This is a genomic window from Mesobacillus maritimus (assembly GCF_044803185.1).
GTDB classification, from domain to species: Bacteria; Bacillota; Bacilli; order Bacillales; family Cytobacillaceae; genus Mesobacillus_B; species Mesobacillus_B maritimus_B.
Window position 1 is genome coordinate 3,284,542 of sequence record NZ_CP085225.1, and the last position, 25,530, is coordinate 3,310,071.

At 42.5% G+C, this 25,530-nt stretch carries 25 protein-coding genes; 1 reads left to right on the plus strand and 24 read right to left on the minus strand.

Annotated elements, in window-relative coordinates:
- Positions 1-37: 37 nt before the first annotated feature.
- A complete protein-coding gene (locus LG336_RS15835; protein WP_404328449.1) occupies positions 38-1,765 on the minus strand; it encodes an ATP-binding protein in 1,728 nt (575 codons plus the stop codon).
- A gap of 268 nt (positions 1,766-2,033) precedes the next feature.
- Between LG336_RS15835 and LG336_RS15840 the strand changes: the two genes are divergently transcribed.
- Positions 2,034-2,408, plus strand: coding sequence for a hypothetical protein (locus tag LG336_RS15840; protein WP_404328450.1), 375 nt, complete (start codon positions 2,034-2,036; stop codon positions 2,406-2,408).
- 398 nt (positions 2,409-2,806) lie between these two features.
- Here the strand turns inward: LG336_RS15840 and LG336_RS15845 are convergent, their stop codons facing one another.
- The 23 genes from LG336_RS15845 to cobK all read right to left on the minus strand — a co-directional run bounded on the left by LG336_RS15845 (position 2,807) and on the right by cobK (position 25,528).
- Positions 2,807-3,259: a YaiI/YqxD family protein gene (locus tag LG336_RS15845; protein ID WP_404328451.1), complete on the minus strand. Its 453-nt coding sequence runs from the start codon at positions 3,257-3,259 to the stop codon at positions 2,807-2,809.
- Positions 3,260-3,822: 563 nt separating this feature from the next.
- On the minus strand, positions 3,823-5,796 hold the full coding sequence (fdhF, locus tag LG336_RS15850; protein WP_404328452.1) for a formate dehydrogenase subunit alpha: 1,974 nt from the start codon (positions 5,794-5,796) through the stop codon (positions 3,823-3,825).
- Positions 5,797-5,803: 7 nt separating this feature from the next.
- Positions 5,804-6,646 carry a formate dehydrogenase accessory sulfurtransferase FdhD gene (gene fdhD, locus LG336_RS15855; protein WP_404328454.1) on the minus strand — a complete coding sequence of 281 codons (843 nt, stop codon included), beginning with the start codon at positions 6,644-6,646 and terminating at the stop codon, positions 5,804-5,806.
- A gap of 297 nt (positions 6,647-6,943) precedes the next feature.
- A complete protein-coding gene (locus LG336_RS15860; protein WP_404328455.1) occupies positions 6,944-7,486 on the minus strand; it encodes a response regulator transcription factor in 543 nt (180 codons plus the stop codon).
- 89 nt (positions 7,487-7,575) lie between these two features.
- Positions 7,576-8,589 carry a fatty acid desaturase gene (locus tag LG336_RS15865; protein WP_404328456.1) on the minus strand — a complete coding sequence of 338 codons (1,014 nt, stop codon included), beginning with the start codon at positions 8,587-8,589 and terminating at the stop codon, positions 7,576-7,578.
- Between the two features lie 219 nt (positions 8,590-8,808).
- Positions 8,809-10,008, minus strand: a complete 1,200-nt coding sequence (locus LG336_RS15870; protein WP_404328457.1) for a CbiX/SirB N-terminal domain-containing protein — start codon at positions 10,006-10,008, stop codon at positions 8,809-8,811.
- 153 nt (positions 10,009-10,161) lie between these two features.
- Complete coding sequence (locus LG336_RS15875; protein ID WP_404328458.1) at positions 10,162-11,139, minus strand: ABC transporter substrate-binding protein; 978 nt, start codon at positions 11,137-11,139, stop codon at positions 10,162-10,164.
- On the minus strand, positions 11,136-11,921 hold the full coding sequence (locus LG336_RS15880; protein WP_404328459.1) for an ABC transporter ATP-binding protein: 786 nt from the start codon (positions 11,919-11,921) through the stop codon (positions 11,136-11,138). Before LG336_RS15880 ends, LG336_RS15875 begins: the two co-directional genes overlap by 4 nt.
- A gap of 2 nt (positions 11,922-11,923) precedes the next feature.
- Entirely contained in the window at positions 11,924-12,964 is a 1,041-nt protein-coding gene (locus LG336_RS15885) for a FecCD family ABC transporter permease (protein WP_404328460.1), read from the minus strand.
- 1 nt (position 12,965) lies between these two features.
- Entirely contained in the window at positions 12,966-13,796 is an 831-nt protein-coding gene (locus tag LG336_RS15890; RefSeq protein WP_404328461.1) for a methyltransferase domain-containing protein, read from the minus strand.
- A gap of 91 nt (positions 13,797-13,887) precedes the next feature.
- Entirely contained in the window at positions 13,888-15,360 is a 1,473-nt protein-coding gene (locus LG336_RS15895) for a cobyric acid synthase (protein ID WP_404328462.1), read from the minus strand.
- Positions 15,360-15,899 (minus strand): cob(I)yrinic acid a,c-diamide adenosyltransferase, encoded by a 540-nt coding sequence (locus LG336_RS15900; protein ID WP_404328463.1) that lies wholly within the window; start codon positions 15,897-15,899, stop codon positions 15,360-15,362. Before LG336_RS15900 ends, LG336_RS15895 begins: the two co-directional genes overlap by 1 nt.
- Positions 15,900-15,911: 12 nt before the next feature.
- Positions 15,912-16,466, minus strand: a complete 555-nt coding sequence (locus LG336_RS15905; protein ID WP_404328464.1) for a nitroreductase — start codon at positions 16,464-16,466, stop codon at positions 15,912-15,914.
- The gene (gene cobA, locus LG336_RS15910) at positions 16,460-17,221 is read right to left on the minus strand and encodes a uroporphyrinogen-III C-methyltransferase (protein ID WP_404328465.1); all 762 of its coding nucleotides are present in this window, start codon (positions 17,219-17,221) and stop codon (positions 16,460-16,462) included. Before cobA ends, LG336_RS15905 begins: the two co-directional genes overlap by 7 nt.
- The gene (locus tag LG336_RS15915) at positions 17,218-17,847 is read right to left on the minus strand and encodes a bifunctional precorrin-2 dehydrogenase/sirohydrochlorin ferrochelatase (protein ID WP_404328466.1); all 630 of its coding nucleotides are present in this window, start codon (positions 17,845-17,847) and stop codon (positions 17,218-17,220) included. Before LG336_RS15915 ends, cobA begins: the two co-directional genes overlap by 4 nt.
- Positions 17,844-19,202 carry a cobyrinate a,c-diamide synthase gene (locus LG336_RS15920; RefSeq protein WP_404333188.1) on the minus strand — a complete coding sequence of 453 codons (1,359 nt, stop codon included), beginning with the start codon at positions 19,200-19,202 and terminating at the stop codon, positions 17,844-17,846. The genes LG336_RS15915 and LG336_RS15920 overlap by 4 nt, the downstream gene beginning before the upstream one ends.
- A complete protein-coding gene (locus LG336_RS15925) occupies positions 19,202-20,335 on the minus strand; it encodes a cobalt-precorrin 5A hydrolase (RefSeq protein ID WP_404328468.1) in 1,134 nt (377 codons plus the stop codon). The genes LG336_RS15920 and LG336_RS15925 overlap by 1 nt, the downstream gene beginning before the upstream one ends.
- Positions 20,319-21,110, minus strand: coding sequence for a precorrin-4 C(11)-methyltransferase (cobM, locus tag LG336_RS15930; protein ID WP_404328469.1), 792 nt, complete (start codon positions 21,108-21,110; stop codon positions 20,319-20,321). Before cobM ends, LG336_RS15925 begins: the two co-directional genes overlap by 17 nt.
- Positions 21,107-21,814 (minus strand): precorrin-2 C(20)-methyltransferase, encoded by a 708-nt coding sequence (gene cobI / locus LG336_RS15935; RefSeq protein ID WP_404328470.1) that lies wholly within the window; start codon positions 21,812-21,814, stop codon positions 21,107-21,109. The genes cobM and cobI overlap by 4 nt, the downstream gene beginning before the upstream one ends.
- Positions 21,811-23,007 carry a precorrin-6y C5,15-methyltransferase (decarboxylating) subunit CbiE gene (gene cbiE / locus LG336_RS15940; protein WP_404333189.1) on the minus strand — a complete coding sequence of 399 codons (1,197 nt, stop codon included), beginning with the start codon at positions 23,005-23,007 and terminating at the stop codon, positions 21,811-21,813. Before cbiE ends, cobI begins: the two co-directional genes overlap by 4 nt.
- Complete coding sequence (locus tag LG336_RS15945) at positions 22,982-24,121, minus strand: cobalt-precorrin-5B (C(1))-methyltransferase (protein WP_404333190.1); 1,140 nt, start codon at positions 24,119-24,121, stop codon at positions 22,982-22,984. The genes cbiE and LG336_RS15945 overlap by 26 nt, the downstream gene beginning before the upstream one ends.
- Positions 24,096-24,770 (minus strand): precorrin-8X methylmutase, encoded by a 675-nt coding sequence (locus LG336_RS15950; protein ID WP_404328471.1) that lies wholly within the window; start codon positions 24,768-24,770, stop codon positions 24,096-24,098. Before LG336_RS15950 ends, LG336_RS15945 begins: the two co-directional genes overlap by 26 nt.
- Positions 24,758-25,528, minus strand: a complete 771-nt coding sequence (gene cobK, locus LG336_RS15955) for a precorrin-6A reductase (protein ID WP_404328472.1) — start codon at positions 25,526-25,528, stop codon at positions 24,758-24,760. Before cobK ends, LG336_RS15950 begins: the two co-directional genes overlap by 13 nt.
- Between the last annotated feature and the right edge of the window lie 2 nt (positions 25,529-25,530).

The window sequence follows — 25,530 nt, forward strand, 5'->3', positions numbered from 1 at the left end:
TAACTGTCTACCTCGTATCATTCAATCTCTGACTCTTTTAAACCTCCAATTCCCTTAAAGCAGGTAATGTAATTGTAAATGTCGTCCCAACTCCGTTTTCACTTTCCACTTTAATCGTCCCTTCGTGATTTTCAATAATCCGAAAGCAAACCATTAAACCAAGTCCTGTCCCTTTGTCTTTGGTGGTGTAAAATGGTTCACCAATTCTTTTGATTAACTCTTTCGGAATCCCTTTTCCCTCATCAATCACTTGAACTTCGATATGATTGTCGATTTCTTTCATTTTTAGAACGATTTTGCCTCCACTTTCCATAGCATCAATGGCGTTTTTGAGCAAATTAATAAAAACCTGCTTGATTTTTGTCTCCTCACAGCTTATATACATTTCATTTCTTTCAACTTCTAGAAGCATTACAATACTTTTAGAATTTGCTTGAGAGGTTAGCAAGAAGGTTACTTCCTCGACCAGTTGAACGAAATTAAGATTTCGTCGTTTTTCTGAATGGGGTTTCGCTAGGGTTAATAATTCACTTGTGATTTGCTCGATTCGAGAAAGCTCATCTTCGATTACATTATGGTACATTTCGTGTTCATCTTCACGATTGATCAATTGGAAAAAGCCTTTAATCGCCGTTAATGGATTTCGAATTTCGTGGGCAATACTTGCAGCAAGTTCTCCAGCGATATTCATTTTCTCTGAACGGACAATTAATCTTTCATTTTCTTTTTCCTGACTAATATCTAGAAAAGAGTGTAAAATCGAAGGTTCCCCTTCAAACATTAACTCAATCGATTTCACAATGAAATATTTTTCATCCCCATTTTTTAGTATAAAATGATGATTTTGCACCTTATTGGTCTCTGAACGAACGGAGGCATTTTCATGATATTTTTGGAGGAATTGATGCAAGTGATTTTCTTTCTCAATATTCTGACTGTTAATTGAGAATTGTCTTCTTGCTGTATCGTTTATAAACAAGATTCGAGAATCTCTTCTTATGATCATAGGATTCGGTAACTGTTCAATAACGGCTTGAAGCTTTTTTTCACTTTCAGCAATCACCTTGTTTTTCAGACTAATCATCTTATTATTATAGGCTAGACTAATATTTTTATCTCGAAGTTCCTGATTCTGCTTAGCTATCAGTCTAAGCTGTTCTTTTTCTCTTATTGATGGAGTTCGAAGATAAGTTCGATCATACAGTGGTGAAATAATAAATTCACTATCTGTCATAAAGTGGGTATGTGTTCTCATTAACTCATTTTGATGAAAGGCAGAAATCGCCAAGCCATTATACGCACAAACTGAAATCAAGTGACTCTTTGCAATAAAATCATCGCTATTCTTTTCAAAGATGCGAAGTCTCTCTAGCGTTGATTCATGATGGGGGATCAGGACTTGTCCCCACGTTCTAATCCTCAATCCTTTTTCATAAAAAGGGTTTAGCAAGTGAATTAAATCCCCCGTTTTATCAAGGTTAAATTCATCACCAATCACATAGGTTTCTGTACTTTCAGCAAAAATCAGCTGGGATAACCGACTGGAATGATAACCGATTTCTCTCAGTTCATTCATCACTTTTTCAAATGATTCCATCGTATCAACAAAAAGAATCACTTCATTCTTTCGTAATCCATCAAGTATGAAGTGAACAGCATTTTCAATATACTTGTCCATTTGATTAAAGATGTATAAGATATGAGATCCAGCTTCCATTTGTGGTAATTTGTAGGTTAAATCCTTTTCAATCAATTTATTTTCCATATAGTTTTTGCCTTTCTGAGTAGAATGAGTCAACTAGTTCCTATTGATTTAATACCCTAAAAGACATAATGTAAACATAGGCAGGGACAGGTACCTTGTCCCACCACAGGGACAGAGGGACAGGCACCTTGTCCCACCATATAATTCCAATTGGGACGAGGGACCTGTCCCCTAGTCCCTAACAAATCAAACAAATCGAAGAAAATTTATGATTTTTAAATGCTCTTAAAGGTGTATAATAAAAAGTATCAGAAAGGAGGGAATGACCTTGGAACAAATACTTATAGCGCTTCGAGAAATGGAAGAAAGAATGCATGCTAAATTCGAAAAGATGGACGAAAGATTTGAAAAGATGGATGAACGCTTTCAAACCACGGACCGCAGGCAGGAGAAGTCGGAAAATCGACATCAAAAAATCGATAGTAAGTTAAAGCACCTTGATGAACAAATTGGGTCAATAAAATTTCAGTTTAATAGAATGGAATCTACGTTAAATACCATCGCTCAAAATGCTCAGGAAGACACGATTACCATCTTAAATCGTATTGATTCTATTACCAACAGCACAAAAGAAGATATTGATTTTCTTGCGGAACAAGTTGGCAGACATGAAATGTACTTCAAAAGATTAAACAAAAGTTAATGATGTTCCCCACAATGATTAAATTCTTCTTTATTTAATACGCCTCTATATATTCTTCAATCGTCAGATAGAACGATTTTGCCCTAATAGTCCATATGTAAGAATTCATTAAGATGATCCCAATGATAGTTATTAAGGTCTATTCTCTTAACCAAATTTATAATGAAACTGTCCAAACAATTCTTATTGTTGAATTCAAATTTCGGGCATTGGTGTCACTCTCCGTTTCTCTTTAGCGTTTATGCGTTACAACTCTATGGGACAAGTATTAACTGCTAAACAAAAAACGTCTTTTTCCACAATTGAAAGGTTGTAGAAAAGACGTTTTTTATAAGCTCGGCTGCGCATTTCACTGTCATGCGAGGTATCTTGTTCCACCTAGAAATGGAAGTCGGTCCCTAGGTATTTTCAATTTGTGAAATAGCTACCTTAAAGAGTTTTCTGAACTTTTCTCTATCCTCTTCTGTAAAGGCTTTGGGTCCTTTTGTCCGTTTGCCGCTTTTGCGAGCCATGGCGCTCAAATATCGTGACTGCAACAGTTCGTCTATATTTTCATTCGTATAGCGATAGCCTTTATGATGCAGAACGGTGCACCCTTTAGCCAACCCAAGGGAAGCGAGCCCATAATCTTGCGTCACAATCAGATCCCCTGTTCTTGCTAAGCCCATAATCCGATAATCGGCTGCTTCTGCTCCAGAATCAACATAAATTGTTTCGACTCCTGATGGTTGTTCCACATTGGAAAAATGAGAAAAACTGGTCACCAGAACGACTGGAATTCCTACATTTCTAGCTTCTGAAATAATAATATCTTTTACCGGGCAGGCATCGGCATCTACATAAATGTTCATGTTTATTACACTCCTAAGAAATTTGAATGGGTTGTAGAAGGTATACCACGTAAAACTTGGCTACCTCTTTTTGGGCTGATATTTGTTTTTAACATTTCTATATGTATCCTATCGTACAATCATACCATAAGTGTTGCATGGTAAAAGTAGACGGTTCAAGCATATTAGGGACGTGCCCTCTGCTTCTAAGCATAAGGTACGTCCACCTGGCGGGCATAATGTTTTATTGTTGGCAGACAGTACATGGTGTATTAGTACCGGGACATATCATCGTCCCGGTACCAACCACAAGAAAGTCGTTACACCTGGAAAAGAAAAAGGCACCCCTAAGATAGGAAGGTACCTGGCAGACTCAATATGGAAAGACATTTCCTGTGAACACCACTCACACCCTCAAGAATTTTTCTCACGTTAACTAAAGGCCTTCCCGGTGTCCTTCCCAGGAGGATGATTTTCTATAGATCTAGCTATTTTCTTCTAGGACAAAGTCTCTACTTTCTCAATTTTCACCGCACAAGCTTTAAACTCAGCGGTACCAGCAAGGGGGTCTGTAGCGGAATTGGTTAAGACATTGGTACTGGCTTGGTCGGGAAAATGAAAGGACATAAGACTAAACCGGCCGGCTGCTTTTTACTAATTCTGATTTTCGTAATCAGACTGCCTCTTCTGGAACTTACCCTTACTTTATCCCCATCGTTGAATCCATACTTCGCCGCATCGTCTGCGTGAATCTCTAAAGCCTCTTCGGCGTTTTTCACTTTTTTATAGTCTCTTGTTTGAACTCCTGTATTATAAAATTGAAGTCTACGCCCGGTTGTGAGCATCAACGGATATTCTTCATCCGGTTCTTCTGCAGGTGGTTGATAATGAGTCGGCATGAATGTCGCCTTCATCCCTACTTCATCGGACCATAGTCGACTATGGAGAAAGGTGGTTCCAGGATGATTTTCATCATGACATGGCCATTGAAGACCCCCCTCCTCATCAATCCGTTTGTACGTCACACCGGCAAAATTAGGCGCAAGCTTGCGAATTTCCTCCCAGATTTCTTCTGCGGATTGATAGTTCCAATTCTCTCCCATTTTATTGGCAAGATCTTGAATAATCTCATGATCATGGCGAGATACACCGGGGCCTTTTAGAGCCGGGCGAACTCGTTGAATCCGTCGTTCAGAGTTGATGAGAGTCCCGTCGTTTTCTGCCCAGCCTGTTGCCGGAAGAACGACATCGGCGAGCATCGCTGTTCTCGTCATGAGGATATCTTGAACAACAAGAAAATCAAGTTTCTTAAAAACCTGTTCAACATGATTTCCATTGGCATCCGATTGAACCGGATTTTCGCCAATCACATAAAGGGCTTTTATTTCCTTGTACTCCATCGCCTCAAGCATTAGGGTTTGGTGCTTCCCGACTTTTTCAGGAACTGGAGTCCCCCACACTTGTTCATGAAGCCTTCTTCCTTCAGGATCATCGTAATTCCAGCCACCAACTAGACGGTTCGGCAGAGCCCCCATATCTCCGCCGCCTTGAACATTGTTTTGTCCACGCAGCGGATTTAGTCCTGAGCCATACTTGCCGATATGCCCCGTTAACAACGCTAAGTTAATCAAACTAAATACATTTTCCGTTCCATTATGATGTTCGGTAATCCCTAATGTCCAACAGATGGTGGCTTTCTCCGCTTTTGCATAAAGCCGCGCAATATCCCGGATATCTCCCGCTGGGACCCCGGTCACTTTTTCCGCAAATTCTGGCGTGTAGGTTTTCACCTCCTCTTTATATTTCTCAAATTGATTGGTCGCTTTTTGAACAAAATCCTGATGAACCAACCCTTCTTCGATGATGACATGCCCCATTGCATTCGCTAAAGCAATATCGGTTCCGACCCGAACCGGCAACCACTTGTAAGCCAATTTCGTCTGGTCAATTTGCCGGGGATCAATGACCACCATTTTGGCTCCTTTTTTGATCCCTCTTCGCATATAATTAAAAATGATCGGATGACATTCCTGCGTATTGCTTCCCCATACGATAATGACATCGGTGGCCTCTAGTTCGTCATAGGACCCCGTGGCAGCACCCATTCCAAACACAGTCACCAGACCGGTGACGCTAGGAGCGTGTCAGGTTCGGTTACAGCTGTCAATATTATTGGTCCCAATCACCGTTCGCATAAATTTGCCAGCCAGATAGTTGAGCTCATTGGTCGACCTTGATGAGCTGAAACAACCCAAACTATCTGGTCCATGGTTTTCTTTGGTGGCTGAAAATTTAGTGGCAATCAAGTTCAAGGCTTCATCCCAAGTTGCAGGTGTTAACTCTCCATTCTTTTTGATCAACGGCTGTGTTAATCGCCGGTCACTATGGATATACCCCCACCCTAGCGCCCCTTTTACACATGTTTCCCCGTGGCTCGATGGGTTTTCCTTGTATCCTTTGACTTTGCTAATCTTTTCATCTTCTACTTCTACGACAAGTCCACATCCCGTCCCACAAAAACTGCAAATCGTTTCTACTTGATTTGGTTGAGCTGGCATCCCGATTTCATTCCCCCTCGCCTCTACTTTTACCTGAATCTAATAAACTATTTTCATCCTTTTCTAAAATTCGATCTGGCCTTGTATACACATTCAACGTTTCGTTGCGAATAAATCCAACCGTTGTCATTCCCAGTTCTTCTGCAAGGTCAAGGGCCAAATCAGTCGGCGCCGATTTTGACAAAACAATCTCACAGCCGATTTTCGCTACTTTGGTGATGATTTCTGACGAGATTCGGCCGCTAAAGACAATCACTTTATCTTTTAATAAAATGTTCTGCCGAAGACAGTAACCGTATAGTTTATCGAGTGCATTATGGCGCCCAACATCTAGACGCGACAGCATCACTTTTTCTTTCGTACACAGCGCCGCATTGTGAACCCCGCCCGTTTCTTTAAAAACCTCCGAACTTGTCTGCATCTCTTCCATTAATCGGAAACAATCTTTCACGGTTAATTGGACATTGACCTTGTTAAAATGGCGGGACAGTCTCGCATCGTTGAAAAAGACAAATCCCTGTCTGCTTTTTCCACAGCAAGAAGTAATATATCGTTTGGAGTGGAATTTTTCATACAAAGGATTGGTATAGTTTGTTTTCACATGGACAAATCCTTCTCTTTCTTGAATCCATAAATCGTCAATGTCGGCAACTGTTCTGATCACTCCCTCGGAAGCTAAGAATCCAATCACCAAATCGTCCATGTATTCTGGTGTACAAACTAAGGTGGCAAACTCAGTTTGATTCAATTTGATCGTAAGAGGTGCTTCGGTCACAATGAAATCATCAACTTCTTTCATGAGTCCATTATGATAACAGGTAATCGTTCGTTTCTTTCTGGCTTTCTTCACGGTAATTTTGTTTCCTCCCCCGTACGCAAAAAGCAAAATAGGAAATAGCTTGTGGTTTTTTCCTTTGAATTAAAAGCAATTTCTCTACTGTATGTCTGTAATTATTAAACTATTCAGATAATATTATTGACATTAACATGTAAGATTGGTGCTTGCATAATTGTAGAAATCATTAAAAAACAACAAGTGTTGCTAATTACTTTGGATCGCTGGATATTTTTCCATAAAAAAATGCACCCCCAATTGTTCGTTAGCTTTTTGTCTAACATTTGGGGTGCAGTTCATATATATTGTCCCTTATCCGGTTGGTAACTTCATTTTATTGATGATCGTTGAAAAATAATTCCTGACCGTTCGATTTTTATTCCTAGGATGATTAGAAACTTCATTTGCCAACTGTCGTTTGTTCAACAGATCTAGCCCTTTAAATCCTTGTTCGGGATCATTTAAATCATCTTCAATTAATTCGGGAGAGTACATATGCTGTCCATCTATAATCCTGCGAATCGAGTGGATTAACTCTTTGCTAGGGCTGTCCTTCAATAAATAACCTCTTACACCGGCTTTTAGCGCACTTGAAAAATTACCAGTTCTCACAAAGGTTGTTAAAATAATGACTTTGCATACTGGCATTAAAGTTTTTGCTGCTTCAAGTCCGTTCATTACTGGCATTTCTAGGTCCATGATACAAACATCAGGCTTTAATTGGTGCACAAGAGTTAGCGCCTCTTCCCCATTCCTCGCCTGACCGACCACTTCCATATCCTCTTCTAAATTAAGAAGAGAACCTAAAACTCCTAGCAGCATCTCCTGATCCTCAGCAATGACAATTCGAATCATGTAAGTTCTCTCCTTTTTGGGAAAAGATAGAAACTCCCCATGTACAGGGGAGCGAGCAATATCGTTTTTAATTACAGTTTCAGTTTTACTTAAATAGAAGCTCTATTTTTAGCTAAAGCTTTAACATCTTTAAAACTCAAGAAATTCTTGTTTTTCTCATCCCATAAACGAAAACGAAGTGATTTCAAACTTGTCGCCAAGGAAATCGATGGTACGTTTTGCAATGGAGGCGTATTTGTATGTGCCTCTTCTAATTTATAATTTGGCACCCTTGGGCTTAAATGGTGAACATGATGAAAGCCAATATTTCCTGTTAAGAATTGAATCGGTTTCGGAAGCTTATAGAAGGAACTTCCCTCTACAGCCGCTTTCACGTATTCCCAATCTTTATTTTCTTCAAAGTATGAATCTTCAAAAGTGTGTTGTACATAAAACAACCAAATCCCTAGGGAACCTGCTAGCAAGAAAATAGAACCGTGTACGAGAAGAAATGCCTGCCATCCGACTAACAAAGAAAGCAATCCACTCAAAGCAAGGATTAAAACATTTGTTAGGTACGTATTCATACGTTCCTTCTTTTTAGCCTCTTTACGATTCAATCTATTTTTTAGAAGGAATTCAAAAATGGGTCCTAATCCAAACATGACCAATGGATTCCGGTAAAATCGGTAGGCCAAACGCAAGCTTAATGGTGCCTTTAAATATTCGTCTACAGTAAGTGTCCAAATATCCCCTGTCCCACGTTTGTCCAAGTTCCCACTTGTAGCATGGTGAATGGCATGCTCATTTCCCCAGCGATCAAAGGGGAATAAAGTTAAAACTCCCATCGCTGTTCCAACGATTCGGTTGGTACGTCTGTGCTTAAAAAAGGAATGATGCGTGCAGTCATGAAAGATAATGAATATTCTTATAAAAAATCCTGCAGCAATGACAATAGGAACTAAAGATAACCAATAAGAAACGGATAGACTAATATAGGCAAGGTACCATAATGCAATAAATGGTCCAATCGTATTGATCATCTGCCATATACTTTCTTTTGTTGTTGATTTTTCATATGCAGCAACTTGTTTTTTTAACGTGTTCGTATTTTGTAGGGTCATTTTATGTTGATCCCCTTCCTATAGCGTTCGTTAATTGAAACTATACAGGAAGAGAATAAACTTTGTTAGTAGTAGGTATCATGTCCCAGGTGTGACAAATGTCACATCCGAACTAGTGCAAGGGTCCCTGTGTCCCTGTCAAACCTCGGTTTTTTTCTTTTTTTCTGCTCTCTCGGCAGGGACAGAGGGACAGGCACCTTGTCCCGGCTCCCTTCTCCCTCAATGATGATGATGATGATGCTCATACCCATGTTCTTTCGCATATTTACGGAAATTCTCTAAATCCTGCATCCCTGTCGATGTGCCATCTATGGCCTGATTCATCCGTTCTAACAATACGGTTCTTAACTTTGGGTGATACCCAAAATACGCTGCAATCTCAATCGATACATATGGATACGTTTCTTGAAACTGTTCAGCCATTCGATTCATTCTTTCTATCAAAATTCCTGTAAATAAGAAATACGGGAGCATAATGATTTTTTTCGCGCCTAATTTAATACAACGTTCCATCCCATCCTGGACAGTTGGCGTCGTGACCCCCATAAAGGCACTTTCAACGATCGGTACGTCTAACTTTTCCCATAATAATCGACTAATTTTATAAAAATCCCCATTCGCATAGGGATCGCTGCCACCTCGCCCAATTAAAAGAATAGCTGTATCCTCATGCTTCTGATTCACATCTAGACCTACTTCGGTTAATCTCGTTTTTAGAATTTCAAACACTTCCTCATGAACACCGATTGTTTGCCCATAGGTAAATCGTACATCAGGGAAATGTTCTTTCGCATGTTCAATTTCTGCTGGAATGTGCAATTTTGAGTGTCCAGCATGTAATAAAATGATCGGTATCACATGAATTTCATCGGCCCCTTTTTCAACACAAAGTTGAATCCCATCTTCAATATTCGGTGAGGCAAATTCTAAAAAACAGGTTTCGACTAAAAGGGCTGGATCAATATACTCTTTTGTTTGCTCGATGAATTGGCGAACCTCGCTATTCCCGGCTTCTACTCTACTGCCATGTCCAACAAATAAAACAGCTTTTTTCATCGGTCCTTTTCCCTTCTTATATTTATCGATGCCTTTTATCCGGTTTTCGCTCCGTTTGCGTTCACCGTGTTCCATTGAATAGATGATCGCTTCTTCTCTAACTGCTTCATGAACAATGTCACGTGCAGTCTCTTCTTCTTGAACCGAATACCATGTCCCTTTTGGATATTCAATGACGACGCATTTATCTTTACAGCGGCCGTTGCAGCGTGTCCTTGATGTATGAATATGCTCATCTAACCGATTTTTACGGATTTCATCACGAATCTGCTGCGTGACCTCTTCCGCGCCTGCTCCCATACAGGTTGCCCCATTGCAAATGAGTAAGTGACGCTGCATTTGCTCTAGATTCCAAGTTGTCATAAAGTGACCTCCCCCTCTTTCCTACGTGTTCCCTATAATGAAAATACCGCACCTATGTTGTTCTGTCCTGAGCTTTGCCAATGACTTTAGTGACCTGCCCCATTGATCGCTTTTCCAACATGGCTAAAACTTTTCCCCTCCATTGCTCATGCATTAAAATGCATCAGGGTAGAAACCTTTTGCTAAAGTTTCGAGCGCTTCTGCTACACGAACCCCTTCAGACGCTGCCGATAATGGCAAAATGACAAAATTCTCGTTTTGTACAGCAGGTGTTTGGCTTAGTGCTGGATCGGTTTTTAAGAATTCTATTTTTTGTTCTGCAGTTGTTGTTCCATAGTCAATCACAACGATCACTTCCGGTTGACGTTCGACTGCCTCTTCCTTTGATACGGTAGCCCAATTTCCTTCCACATCAGCAAAAACATTGTTTCCTCCAGCCATTGTCACAAGGGTATTCATAAAGTTTTGTGTGGCAGTAAACACATCCGTTTCTCCGCTATCGTAGACTAAAACATCCAGCGGATCGGTTCCTTCCGGCAATTGAGAGGTAATTCCTTCAATCTCTTGATTCATTTGGTCAATCAGCGCCTCACCACGATCTTCTACTCGGAAAATTTTGGCGATATTGCGAATATCTGAATAAATATCCTCTACCGTTGGCGCTAGGTTCACAGATGACGATTGTAAGTAACTATTAATCTCTAACTCTTTTAATTCCTCACGTGTGGCAATATTTTTCTCATTGAAAGCACTCTCCCAGCCACCATATAGGAAATCTGCTTCCACTGAAATCACTTGCTCTTTTGATGGATATTGTTCAGCTAATACGGGTACCTTATCGTATGCTTCCTGTAATGGCCCATAGATCTCATTATCTAAGTAGGCTGTCCCAACCATCGAATCCTCTAGACCAAGTGCGAGCATGATTTCAGTGACATGCTGATTTAATGAAATCGCCCGTTTCGGTGCTTCTTCGTATTCAAGAACAATCCCTTCATTCTTGATCACGATTGTCTCCGCTTGCGCTGTTTGTTCAGCTTGTAAGTCTGTTTTTGCTGCCTCACCTGTGCATCCGGATAATAAAAGCAATGCCGTTAAGAATAGAAATGTCCCTATGATTTGCTTTTTCAATTTTTCCCCAGTCCTTTTTCATGTTCAGTATAAAAAAATAAGTGAAGTTTTTGCGTAAATGGGTTTCTTGAAACACCAGCCTGCATTTGAAAAACTTGCTTCATTGTCTCCTCTGTTAGTACTTGTTCCGGTGTTCCTTCCATATAGAGAGCCCCATCCTTCATCACAAGTAATTTATCACAATAGCCCGCGGCTAAATTTAAATCATGCAATGCGGCCACAATCGTAATGGGCAGACCCTTTACCAAATCCATTAATTGATACTGATGTTCGATATCTAGATGGTTGGTTGGTTCATCTAAAATTAATATTTTCGCTTGCTGTGCGAGGGCGCGTGCAAGAATCACTCGTTTCTTTTCCCCGCCGGATAATTGATTAAATGTACGGCTTTGCAAATGCTGTACGTTCGCTAGCCGCATGCTATCTTCAACAATGGCAAAGTCATCCTGGTTATCGCTAGCAAGCCATTTTTTATACGGCGTCCGCCCCATCATCACCAAATCTCTTACGGTAAAATCGAAGACGACGGGTGTCTCTTGAGTAACCACGGCAAGTTCCTGTGCCAATTTTTTCTGTGCGAAATGTCCCAGGTCTTTCTCACATAACGTCAACACGCCACTGGTTTGTTTCAGATGACGATAAATGATTTTTAACATGGTCGATTTTCCGCTTCCATTTGGGCCAATGATGCCAACAAATTTTCCTTGATCAATGGAAAACGTAAGATTGTGTAAAATTTGTTTATCCTGCATGGAAAATGACACATTTTTAACAGCTAACATCCTTATTCACCATCCCCAAAAGAATATCGGCGGCGTCTTAGCATCCATATAAAGACAGGGCCTCCGCAAATAGCCGTAATGATTCCGATTGGCATTTCTTCAGGTGCAATCACCAGACGAGCACCTATATCCGCCCATACTAAGAAAATGGCACCGATCAAAGCACTAACCGGTAATACCGATTTATAATTAGAGCCAACGATCATGCGTACAATATGCGGGATAATTAAACCGACAAAACCTATGCTTCCACTAACCGCGACCATCACACCTGTTAGCAACGCTACAAAAAGGATAATAAAGACTCGAAACCGTTCTAAGTTAATGCCAAGTGTTGCGGCTGTTTCTTCTCCGAGCAGGAGGGCATTCAGCTGGCGATAATTCATGAATAGAAGGAGAAAGACGAGGAGCAACGTAAAAAAAGGGATCCCAAGATTTGACCACTTTGCTCCTGCAAGACTACCGAGCATCCAATGCATCACCGCTTGTACCCCACCTTGTTGCTTAGACATCATCAGCATAAAATTGGTTATGGCGGAGAGCACCATCGATACGGCAATCCCTGCTAAAAGGAGCCGGATCACCGATGTTCGTCCATTGACACGTGCTAATAAAAACACGGTCAACACCGAGAGAATAGCCCCTAAGAACGCCGCCAAGGATAGAGCATAGACTCCAAACGTACTAAATGCACCAAGTAAAATGACCGATGTCGCCCCAACGGATGCTCCTGACGAAACCCCTAAAATGTATGGGTCTGCAATTGAGTTCTTCACTAATGCCTGAATCGCTGCTCCACTAATCGACAGTGCCGCTCCAACCATCGCCGCAAGTACGACACGCGGTAAGCGTATCTCCCAAATAATGACGGTTTGTGCTTTTGAAGCAGCTGTCTCTGACAAAATCCCGAGTTTCAAGAACAGCACTTCCCAAATAAGGCTCGGTGTTATATTCACTGAACCGACCATAACCGCAAAAGTCATGGTAGCAAGCAAACCCACGATTAAAGCCCATAGTAAAAATGGAAAACCAAACCTTGTCATGTTACTTCACAGGCTCCCAACTTATGATCGCAGCATAGAATGGATATCGGTATACATACTGACCATCCTCTATGGCAATAAAGGGTTCAAGAGAGGCTTTCACATCTGCCATATCAAACTGGAGTGACCGGATTTTTTTGCTTTGTGCTTCATATAATTGTGCCAATGTATCGTAACGATGCTCACGCTCGAGCTTGAGCATTTCGCAATTTGCATAAATCCCCAACTGATACAGCATATTGACGATGCTAATATAATCGCGGCGCGGATATTTAATGTCATAGCCAAACTGCTCATCTAAAACCACGTAATGTGGTTGAATAGGACCTGTTGTTAAGCCGATTATCGCACGTTTTTTTGCGAGTGCATTCATTTTTTGCAACGTCGCATTCATTTCATACATGCGGTAAAAGCAGTTTACCCCCATCACGACATCATGCGGTTCCACTTTTGCTTCTTCCCACTTACTATGAACGAACTGAACAGATGCATCATTTTCAAAATATTGTTTTAGATAAGAAAGCACGCTTTCCGAACGATCAACTAACGTTAAACGTTTGACATCCTGACGAAGTGGGAATGTATAGTTCCCCCAACCTGGTCCGATTTCAATACAACTTGCCTCTTGTGGGATTTGCTGTTTTATTTTTTCATAGATTTTTTTCGCATAATCATCTGTTTGCTTGTCTTTCTTTTTCTTCATCGACTGTGTCCAAAAGGCTTCTTCCAGCTCATCATCGACCATTCGGTCTGGCATTTTCCCATGCCAATCGAACATGCCTTCTTTCCACAACTTTTCAAAATCAATTTCCAATGGGGATCCTTTTATCATTGAATCTTCTCCTCAATATCCACCACATAAATGGACAACCCGTTTTCTGAATTTATCCTGTTTCCCTTCGTCCCTACACCATTCTGTTTGGTTACTTGATAAAGTGATACACTTTTTCCATATCCAGATGTTTACGTACATGAAGATCCAGCATTTCATATGCCTCTTCTCGTCGCTCATAATCTGAAAGCATTTCATTTGAGACTTCTTCCAAGCCCTTTTCCACCCGAATGGTATTGAAATAATCACGGGTGAACGTACGGTTTTGGAAAATGCCATGTACATATGTGCCAATCACTTGCTCCGTATAAACCCCATCTTGTCTGCCGTCATCTAATTGAGCGAAACTCTGAACGGGTTGAATCGGTGTACTGCGACCTAGATGAATTTCATAGCCTGTTATGGAATGTCCTGCATAGGTGGTTCCCATCACTTGTACGGTTTGTTTTTCATCGCTGAAGGTGGTTTCAATCGGTAATAATCCAAGCGTTCTATATGTACCACCACTGCCCTCAATCGCCTGCTCATCGAAAATGGTTTCACCAAGCATTTGATAGCCTCCACATATCCCGACGATACGAGTTCCTCTTCTTGACATCCGCAAGATTCCTTGTGCTAAGCCGGTTTCTTCTAACCAGAGAAAGTCATCAACTGAATTTTTGGTTCCGGGTAAAATAATGACATCTGGATTTTTTAAATCTTTTAAAGAGGATACAAACCGTACGCCTACACCTGGCTCTTCATATAACGGGTCGAGGTCGGTGAAATTTGATATCCGCGGCAATTGAATAACCACCACATCGATGTCAAACTCTTGATGCTGTGGCTTTTTTAAGCGTAGGCTTGATAGAGCTATCGAATCCTCTGCTTCAATTTGCACATCAAGATAGGGGATGACACCAAGTACTGGAATACCTGTTTGCTCCTCCAGCCATGTGATCCCGTTTGTGAGCAATTCCTTCATCCCTCGAAATTTATTAATGATGATTCCTTTCACTCGCGCACGCTCTTTCTCATCCAGTAACATCAATGTTCCAATAAGGGACGCAAATACTCCGCCACGTTCAATATCCGCGACTAAAATAACAGAGGCATCCGTTTCATGAGCCATGCGCATATTGGCAATATCCCGGCTTTTCAAATTGATTTCTGCAGGGCTCCCTGCCCCTTCTAGCACTAACACATCATACTGTGCTTTTAAACGTTGCAGTGATTTACGCACCTCGGGCATGACTTCCTCAACAAACTGTTCACGATACGATACTGCATCCATATTGGCAAAGTGTTTCCCATGTAAAATCACTTCTGACACCATATCCCCTTTTGGTTTGAGGAGGATGGGATTCATATCGGTTGTGGCTTCAATTTTCGCTGCTTCCGCTTGGACCCCCTGTGCACGGCCAATTTCTCCTCCCTCCTTGGTGATATAGGAATTGAGTGCCATATTTTGTGATTTAAAAGGGGCCACTCGAAAGCCATCATTTACCAAGATACGACAGAGTGCCGTGCATAAAACACTTTTTCCAACATCCGATGCCGTGCCTTGAATCATAATCGCCTTCATTAAAACTCAAGCCCCTTCAATGCCTGAACATCTTGTTCGGCATAATAGTGTTTGGTGGCCTCAATTGTCGAGACTAAGTCTGCTAATGCGAGAATGGAAGGATGGGCAGAACGCCCTGTAATGACCAAATGCATGCTGTTGGGACGGTTTTGTATCGCCTCTACCACTTCTGGTAATGGCAATACATCATCGATGGGAAAACGGGTGATGGCTAAAGCATTGTTCAGCTCATCTAGTACCAATACATCTGTTGTGTCATCCTGTAGTTCTTTTTTAACCAGTTTCCAAGCCTTTGCTAGGGCTTCGCGATGCGCCTCTGGTGTTTTCGTCCATGTAAATCCAACCCCTAATTGAACGGTTTCAACCCCAAGTTTTCTTAGTGCGATTTGTTCCCCATAAGTCCGTTCAGGTGATTTAATAAATTGAAAATATTTCACCTTCATCCCGCGACCAATTGCCCGCAAGGTGACACCGAGTGAAGCGGTTGTTTTTCCTTTGCCCTCACCGGTATAGACCAATACCATCCCCTGTCGCGCCATTTACACCCCTCCTTATAGCCAAGTTGTTTTTTCTGCAAATGGGGTACGCTTTTTATCGGAACTCACTTCTTCTGTTGGATAACCGATACATAACGTCCCGACTAATTGCTCTTGATCGGATGCACCGATAAAATCATGCAAGGCTGTTTCATGCACTAAACCTACCCCACGTGTCCGCCAAACCATGCCTAACCCTAACTGTTCGGCCATTAACCACATCGACATAATCGCACTGCTGACTGCAAAGGTATTATCTTTTGTTGCCCCTTCATCGCCATCGACGATCGCCGAGGTTACGACAATGACAAGCGGTGTGTTTGTGATGGCTTTCATGGAACTTTCCACTAAGTGTGGTTTCGTTGGAAACCGTTTTTGTAAATAATCTAGTGCCACTTGCTCATAACGTTTTAGACTATCGCCCTGTAGAACATAAAAATGCCAGGGTTCTCGCATACGGTCATTTGGTGCATACGTTGCTGCCTCCAATAACATCTCAATTTTCCCACGCTCAACCTCGCGGGTTTCAAATTGGCGAATCGCACGGCGTTTTTTTAATGCCTCTAACATAATTCATGCTCCTTTTCTGTAAACCAGGCGATTTGATCCCTTACCTTAACCACATCACCTACTAAAATCATCGATGGATTTTTGATGCGATGGATTTGAATCTCTTGTGCAATCGTTGACAAATTGCCGATAATCGTACGCTGGTTTTTTGTTGTTCCCCATTCAATCACCGCAACAGGGGTTGTTTCACTTTTGCCATAAGTAATTAAGCTTTTCGTAATCGACTCGATATTACCAATGCTCATATAAAAGGCCACCGTATCCATTTGAGCAAGAGCCGACCAATTTAAAACATCCTCTTCCTTATCGAATCGGCGATGCCCTGTCACAATCGTAAAGCTTGTGGCATGATCACGGTGGGTCACTGGAATCCCCGCATAAGCAGGCGCGGCAATCCCAGCTGTTATACCAGGCACGATTTCATAAGGAATATTGGCTTGCCGTAAAATGGCTGCTTCTTCTGCCCCACGTCCAAAGACAAAGGGGTCACCGCCTTTTAAGCGCAGGACCTGCTTTCCAAGATTGGCTTGTTCGACTAGCACACGATGAATTTCATCCTGAATCAGTCCGTGCTTTCCTGGCTCTTTTCCGCAATAAATAAGCTCGGCTTCCGCTTTTGCATGGGTTAATAAATCCGTGTTTACGAGACGATCATACAAAATCACATCTGCTTGCTGAGTGCACTCTAGTCCACGAATCGTCAATAGCTTGGGGTCCCCTGGGCCAGCTCCTACTATATATACAAACCCGCTCACTGTTTCCCTCCTAAACACCGTTCTAGCCAGGCGTCACATTTTTGCTTTTCACCTTGCTCAATCCACTGTAAAACTCGCGGATTGAGGAGCTCGGCTAATCGCTGTTTTTTCTCATCGCCCGTAAACACTTTTAAAATTCGCTGACGTGCTTCTTTTAAAAACGCAACATACTGCGCATAATGTTCTCCATATTGCTCAGCTACTTGTGACTTTACTTGGCGTGTTAGCCCTGGACTTGCTCCAGATGTCGATACGGTTACAATAAAATCACCGCGACGAACGACTGCTGGGTTGATGAAGTCAACACGTCCTTTTGCATCCGCCCGACTGAGCAATTGCCAATGCTGTGTCGCTTCTTCCACCGCATTATTCACTTCTTCTTTCTCAGTAACCGCGAAAATCAGTGCTGCATCGTCTAAATCAGACGGCTCAAATGTTTTTTCTATCCAAGTCACAAGCCCTTCATTGATATAGTGCTGCAATTGATCGGTTACCGCTGGACTAATCACTGTCAACAGCGCTTTTGTCGGAAGTAGGGCTTCCACCTTTTGACGTGCTACATGACCGCCCCCAACAATCACAACCTTTTTGTAGTCAATATTCATTAATAATGGGAAATAATTCATTGTTCTCCCTCCAAACAGGTAGTCAGCCAGTTTTTCACAAGCTGTGGATTTGAAGCAAAATGAAAGTGGGTATAGCCGGCAACCAGATTCTTATGTAAATAACCTTCCTGCTGAGCCCGGAAACGGCCTTTACTAAAATAAGCAGGTGATGAGAGTTCGCCTTCATACGTTGAATAATGGAACTCATGCCCTTTAGCCTGTTCCGCTTCATTCAATAGGAAATTGCCTGGAACACCTGTAATTTCCCGGTAGCCAAGTGCCGCTAATTTATCTTGCATCCGCACACGTCCTGGAATGATTCCAACCATTGGGAAGACCTGTCCTTGACGATTCACCATTTCCTCTGTTAAATACATAAAACCGCCGCACTCTGCTAATGTTGGCAGCCCTCGCTCAAGTGCCGCCCTTATGGATTGCTTCGTTTGCTCATTTATCGTTAAGCTTTCGGCAAACTCTTCCGGGAAACCGCCGCCAATATACAGTCCCTGCGCAATACTTGGAACCTCCTCATTTTGTAATGGAGAGAAGAAATGCAATCTGGCACCATATGCACGCAGCAATTCTAAATTTTCCTCATAGTAAAAGTTAAAAGCCGCGTCCCTGGCAACGGCAATATGTACTTCTTTCCCTTGTGGCTGTGGATCAAAAATAGAGGCTTTCACGTCCAAAGATGGGGCTTTTGTGATTTCTAGTAGCTGCTCCATATCCACTGTTTCTTCGATTGCCTCTGCCAGACTATCAAAATAGGAATCTAGGTCCCCGCGTTCAATGGCGGGCACTAAACCAAGATGTCGGCTTGGCAACGTCGGTACTGCTCCTTTGGGAAGGTAGCCAATGACAGGAATGCCACATTCTTGTTCAATCGCAGATTTTACAATCTCAAAATGGCTTTTACTTCCTAACTGATTGGCTAAAACCCCCACGATCTTCGAGTTTTCCTCTAACATTTGAAATCCTTTGACAATCGCAGCGGCACTTCTTGCCATACTTGCGGCGTTGACAATTAAAATGACCGGACTGTTTGTGATTTGACTAATATCAGCAGCCGACCCTTCATTTGTTAATGGGGATTTGCCATCATAAAAACCCATTACCCCTTCAATCATCGCGACCTCGACATCTTGGCTTGCTCTAGAGACAATGGCCCGAACGGTATCATGGGACATCATGAAACTATCAATATTTCGAGAAGGTCGTTTTGTGACTGCGGTATGATAGGTTGGGTCAATATAATCGGGACCACATTTAAACCCCTGGACAGTTAAACCTCGTTTCATCAGCGCACGCATGATGCCGATTGTAAACGTTGTTTTCCCAACACCGCTTCCTGTACCAGCAAGAACAAATCGATTCATCATTCTCCCTCCTCAAAGTTCACACGGGCAATGGAGATGGTCACATTTCCGCTCTTCTTTTTCTCTAGCAATAATTCTTTCGCATTCGCATAGCGCATAGCGGCCGGCTCACTGACCCCATATGCACCTGTATATTTAAAGACGGTTTCCGACGGATTTTGCATCGGGATTTCATTTAGCTCATCAGGGCTGTAGGTAACAAACGGCCAGTTATACTTAGCGGTTATTTCTAGCAAGCCTGCCTCGTTTTTCTTTAAATCGATAGACGCAACAGCTTTGACACTTTTTTTACTTAAACGCAGCTCAGCTAATGTTTCCTCTATGACTTGTTCGATTTCTGCCATCGCCGTCCCGCGATTACAGCCAATGCCAAGAACAATGGATTTTGGACGATACAGCACTCCGTTCTCAAGGAGCACCTTTTCATTTTCTTCAATTAAACGATCGGTAATCAGCAAGGTAGCCTGTGGCTTGGCATGGATTGCTTCATCTATCGAAGAATAAATTTTCAAATGATCGGGCATTGATCGCTCGTACGTCCACCAATTTTTTTCTCCTGTTTCCTGCACGATTGCCACATGCTCTTCATTGACAACCGATGCACTAACAGGAGTTAACTTTTCTGCACTATCCCACATCCATCCAAATTGGGCCCCGAATAAATCGACCGGAATCGTTTTTTGTACATCTGATGCGGTTGTAACAACGGGTGTTGCACCAATCGCTTTGGCGAATTCATGAGTTAGGGCATTGGCCCCGCCAATATGTCCCGATAATACACTGACAACATACTGTCCTTTATCATCGACAACTACTACTGCAGGGTCTTTCTTTTTATCGATCAAAAGCGGAGCAATCATGCGAACGACCGCACCGAGCGAAATGATAGAAATGATCCCTTTATATTGCTGAAACAAAGCGGGTAATAATAGGCGGACACTCCCATCAAATAATTGAATTTGGCGTGCCTCTTCATCGCCTTGCTCGAATTTCTTCATATAATATAGGTCCACATACGGGAATTTTTCCGCGTAGCTTCTTGCATGGGCCACCCCGTGCTTTGTAATGGCTATGAGGGCATACGGCTTGCGCTTTTCGATTACGGGAATTTCACCTTCACTTAAACGAATCATTCGCACTCACACCTTTACGGAAGCCATGTGTAAAAGTCTTGTCATATAGCTTCGAACGATAATCTTTTTCGTGAATCTCGGGGTCTAATGCCCAGCCTGCAAGAATCATCGCATGCTTGCGAATGCCATTGACACGCATGGCTTCATCTAATTCAACCAATGTTGTCCGAACAATCTTTTGATCCGGCCACGAAGCACGTTGCACAACCACAATAGGTGTATCGTCTGCCCATCCGGCTGCTTGCAATTCTTTGGTAATTTTCTTTGTTAATGTTGCACTTAAAAACATCGCAATTGTACAGTGATGGCTTGCCAGTGCTTGTAATTTTTCCCGTTCCGGCACAGGTGTCCGGCCTTCAGCCCTTGTTAAAATAAGGGTTTGCGTTAATTCGGGTATCGTGAGCTCCGCCCCAACGGCTGCTGCAGAGGCAAATACAGAGCTTACCCCTGGCACGACTTCACAGCTAATCTCCTGATGCTTCAAAAGCGCCACTTGCTCCATCGTTGCCCCGTACATCGCCGGATCTCCTGTATGTAGTCGGACAACTGTTTTGCCATCATGGACACGTTCAACGATACAATCCACCATTTCTTGCAGATGCATCCCGGCTGTGCGGATGATTTCTGCAGACTCCTTTGCTTCTGCTACTAACGTCTCGCTAACGAGTGAATCGGTGTACATCACAACATCCGCTTCTTTTAATAGCTTTAAACCTTTCACCGTAATTAAATCCGGGTCTCCAGGTCCTGCTCCAATAATCCAAATTTTCTTCATGATTTGCGCACCACCATACATGACAAGTAGTTTAATTCTGCACCCCTTAATTCATTAACCTTCCAAATGACCTCTTCGTCTGATGTCACTTTTGTCACGACATGTGTGTTTTCTAATAAATTCATATCCTCTAGCAAATCCAGCATCGCGTCTAAAACTTTCGCTACTTTGATAAAGACAATCGCATCGTGGCTTTCAATCACCCGGCGCATTTCTTCCATATCCTCTGTCGCAGGAACCATCGCGATATGGTCATCACCATCCGCCAACGCAATTCCTAAGCGATTCGCTGAACCGTTAAACGACGAAATCCCTGCAACCGTTTCAATTGGGACATCTGGGTACATTGATTTCATTAAATTCATTAAATGAATAAATGTGCTGAACAGCATCGGGTCCCCTTCTGTCACAAACGCAACATCTTTTCCTTGAACGATATAGCCATAGATCGCTTCCACTGATTTTGTCCATTCCGTGCGAAGGGTATCTTCATCTTTTGTCATCGGAAATACTAGACCAAGCATCTCTTTTTCTTTAGGGTTAATATAGACTTCCACAATTCGATGGGCATAAGATTTACTGCCTTTTAATTTTTTTGGATAAGCAATGACGGGGCTTTCCTGTAATTTGCGAAAGGCTTTTACAGTGATTAATTCTGGATCTCCAGGGCCAACCCCTAATCCATATAATGTTCCTATTCTCATTCTTCTTTTCCTTTCTTTGCTGTCACAATATAGATTGGATTTAACGGTTCAAACCGTGTTAAATGTAAGATCGGTTTACTTCTTGACATTTGCGCCTGCAAGATAGATACATCACAGCCAAATGCTTTTAGATGCTGCAGCGCTTCCGCCAGATTTTCGATTGTCGCTATATTCATAACTAGTCGACCATTGGGCTGTAGGCGTGAAATACAGGTTTGCAATAAATGCTCCATATTTCCACCGTTGCCGCCAATAAAAATCGCATCTGGATTTGGAAATTCATGCAGACGGTCAGGTGCCTTCCCCAGGACTGCCGTAAAATCGGTCCGATGTTTCAATTGATTTTCTAGGCAGTTTTCTAGGTCGCCCTCATTTTTCTCGATCGCAAAAACGGCACCTTCCCGAGCGATTTTTGCTGCTTCAATCGCAACGGACCCTGTGCAAGTTCCAATATCCCAAACAATGCTAGTTTCCTTGAGCTCTAATTCTTGTAAACTAAGAACTCGAATTTCTTTTTTCGTAATGAGACCTTTATCTGGCTTTCGCTGTACAAAAGCATCATCCGGAATGCCAAGAGAAGCGCGTTCGACGACCTTACGCTGCTTCAAAATCACCACATTTAATGGATAAAAAGAAGTTTGTTCCATTTCATCTAAGGTAAAGGAACGGCAGCGCTCGTTATCACCTTGCAGGTTTTCAGCTACAAAGGCCTCGTATTCTATCATGCCGAACCGCTTTAAATAGGTTGCGATTGTCTGAGGAGAATTCGTCTCATCTGTTAAAATCGCAATTTTCTTGCGCCCATCAATCCTTTGTGCCAACCCTTTTATCGAACGGCCGTGCAAGCTAACAATATACGCATCCTGCCAGCTTTCCTGCATTTTCGAAAAAGCGAGCTGGACCGAGCTGGTATAAGGATAAATCTCTAATGGAAGCTTCTTTGCAAGCACACCGCCAAGTCCATAAAACAGGGGATCACCCGACACCAAAATCACGACATTTCGCGATTCTTGCTGTAATTCAGCTGTTAACGCTGCCAAACCTCCTTTGATTACTTTTTTCTCTCTGTTAAAGTTCGGAAAAAATTGTAAGTGACGCTCCCCTCCTACAAGGGCATCACATTCATGGATCCACTCTACATACTGTGGGAGCAAACCTTCCGCGCCATTATCCCCGATACCAATCATCTTCATCCAATTTGTCAATATTCTCAGCCTTTCCTAAAAAGTCTCCATTCAAGGTATACAAGGTGGTCGACACCTTCATGTCCGTATTCAAATGATTCAGCGCATAGTAGCAGCAGTTTTTGCAAAGGGCTGTAAAGAATGCCTCGTTCCCTTGGAGAAATTCAGCTACCTGTGAAGCAGTATTCGCCTGTAAAATTTCTCGCTGCGTCTCCTCATCCACCCCTACTTTATTTGCAATCCCTGCTAAAAACTCAAAGCTAACCGGCGCACTTTTTGAGTGAACCATCATCACACCTTGGGCCACCTTTGAGAACTTCCCCATCATCCCCACTAACGAGACTCTTGGAATCTTCTTCCGTGCAAGATTCTTAAGCGTAAAACCGACAAAGTCGCCCATTTCGATAAACGCTTCTTCTGGTAAATGGGGGTACTGCCTCATGGCATATTTTTCACTACGTCCTCCCGTGGTGATAACTAAGTGCTCACACCCCGCCTCTTTTGCAACATTGATCGCTTGGACAATGCTTGCCATATAAGCGGAGCTGGAAAATGGAATAACTGTCCCTCGTGTACCTAATATCGAAATCCCGCCGATAATGCCTAAACGCCCATTCAATGTTTTTTTAGCGATTTCTTCCCCTTCTGGGACGGAAATCACCACTTCAATTCCACAATCCAAGTGAAATTTTTCAAGTGCTTCTTGAACCACACCATAAATCATTTTACGGGGTACGGGATTGATCGCAGCTTGCCCCACAGGGACAGGTAGTCCTGCTTTGGTCACTCGCCCGACGCCAACCCCACCATCTAAATGGATGCCCTTTTCTTTTGAATAACGAACGGTACTTCGAATGCGTGCTTGATGGGTTGCATCCGGATCGTCTCCCGCATCTTTGATCGTTTCACACATGACCCATTCATCTGACACTTCAAATGCGGATACTTTAAATGTTGCATACTGGCTAACAACCGGTAAATAAATCGTGACTTCATCTGGTACCTTTCCTACGATAAGTGCTTGCAGCGCTGCCTTTGTCATTGCTGTGGCACAAGATCCTGTCGTGTAGCCATGACGCATTTGGGAAGGGTCTTTTTTATTTCGTTTCTTTTGCTCGCTCATCTGCCATAATCGAAATGGCATTCAGTGCAGCTACTGTCACTGTACTGCCACCCTTTCTCCCTGCGTTTGTAATAAATGGAATCCCTTCAAGAACGGCTAACTCGGCTTTTGATTCGGCAGCTGAAACAAAGCCCACTGGCATTCCAATAATTAAGTCCGGTTCTGCCAGGCCTTCCTTTACTAAACGAATTAACTCCAGGAGTGCCGTTGGTGCATTGCCAATGGCATAGATTCCTCCTTTATGTAACTGAGTTGCCTTTTGCATGGAAATAATCGCCCGTGTTGTTCCTTGAGCCTTCGCTTCTTTTGCCACATCCTCATCGGCGATATAACAATGAAGGTCCCCGCCATGCTTTTGGAATCGTTTACGGCCTGACCCACTTTCAATCATTTGTACATCCGCCACGACATGATGGCCCGAAAGAATGGATTGAACCCCTGCCTCAATTGCATCTGGAGTAAAAATCATGCTGCGTCCGAGTTCAAAATCTGCTGAAGCGTGAATCACCCGACGCACTACAAGCCATTGTTCATCTGTGAATGAATGTTCACCCATTTCTTCTTTTATAATCGCGAAACTGTGATCATAAATCTTGTCTGGATCTACCGTTACCGGAATAAATTTTGTACCAAAGTTCATGTTTGCCATGAATAAAGCCTCCCTAAAAGTTGAGTTACTTCTTCGAAAGAAGTACATAAATTTTCATATTCAATCGCTGGTCGTTTGATTAACAGAACCGGGATCCCTAATTGCAGAGCCGCTGTCACTTTTTCATCCACCGCTCCCACTTTGCCGCTTTCTTTTGTAATCAATAGCGTCACATCATAATGCTCACATAATGCTTTATTTAATGATTCAGAAAATGGCCCCTGGATCGCAACAATGTCCTTTTGCTTAATCCCTAACTGATGGCACTTTTCCAAGTTCCCTATATTTGGAAGCATCCTGCAAACAAGCCGGATTTCATCGCGCCTTAAATACTTCGTGAATATTTCTAACGTTTTGCTTCCTGTTGTTAGCATGATCGTTCCTTTGTGAGATTGGGCTAATTTTGCTGCCTCTTCATAGCTCTCAGCTTCGGTAATGAGTGGAGAAAGAAACTGTTCTTTGGGCCGTTCATAACGAATATAGGTAATCTCACAGGCTTTTGCTGCTGCGATCGCCGTTTTCGAAGCTTCTTCGGCATACGGATGGCTGGCATCGATCACACAGGTCATATTTTGCTTCTGAATAAGACCCATCATGTCATCCACGGTTAACCGCCCCACTTGATAAGGGATATGGTGGGCTCTTAAACTTTCGGCTGCCGATTCTGTGACAACCGTTGCCACTAACGGATAGCCTTGATTTTGCAATTGAATGGCTAATGCTCTCGCATCACTTGTGCCTGCTAAAAATAAAATCATGT